The sequence below is a fragment of the Pseudonocardia halophobica genome, from assembly GCF_027922425.1.
In the GTDB taxonomy this organism is placed as follows: Bacteria; Actinomycetota; Actinomycetes; order Mycobacteriales; family Pseudonocardiaceae; genus Pseudonocardia; species Pseudonocardia halophobica.
In genome coordinates, this window is record NZ_BSFQ01000207.1 from 1 (window position 1) to 695 (window position 695).

At 67.1% G+C, this 695-nt stretch carries 1 pseudogene; it reads right to left on the reverse strand.

What is annotated here, in order from left to right:
* Nucleotides 1-695: pseudogene (locus PKE99_RS38180) on the reverse strand (PEP-utilizing enzyme); the annotation flags it as partial.

Sequence of the window (695 nt, forward strand, 5' to 3'; positions counted from 1 at the left end):
TGGTCTGGTCGGTGATCCCGGGGAATGCGGCCTGGCAGAACTCGCGGAAGGTGAGGTAGGCGCCGTAGCCGAGATTGAGCATCTCGAAGTGGTAGGAGCCCATCTCGAACAGGTTGTGGATGAGCTCGCTGTACCGGGTGAGCAGGTCGTAGCTGGAGTACAGGCCGCGGTGGGCGAAGACGGCGGACTCCGGTTCCTTGTCCGGCAGCGGCGCGAAGTGGATGCCCTTCAGCCGCTCGATGCAGTCGGTCGCCTTGGCCACCCACTGCTCGTAGATCTCGTCCCAGTTCTCGTAGTAGTGCCCGGCGCGCACCTCGAAGTCCTCGGCGCGCGCGGCGATCTCGTCGGCATCGGACACGGCGTTCGGGCTGATGTAGAGGTAGCCGTTGATGATGCGGTGGTCGATGCCGCCGGCCAGCGGGATCGGCCAGACCCGGGTGGACATCTGGCTGACCGCGACCCACCAGTTCTCGGTCATGATCGTGTCGAACGGGTACAGCGGCTCGGGGTTGTGCATCCCGTCGAAGAACCAGAACTTGCCGTCCTCGAACTCCGCCCGCTCGCTGCTCAGCAGCGCGTAGTACGGGTACATGCTCTCCCAGCCCTCGGCGCCCGGCGGTGTGGTGACCGCGAACGGGCTGGCGATGCGCGTGCCGGGCACCGCCCGGGCGGGCTCGAAGGGCAGGGGACCGGGG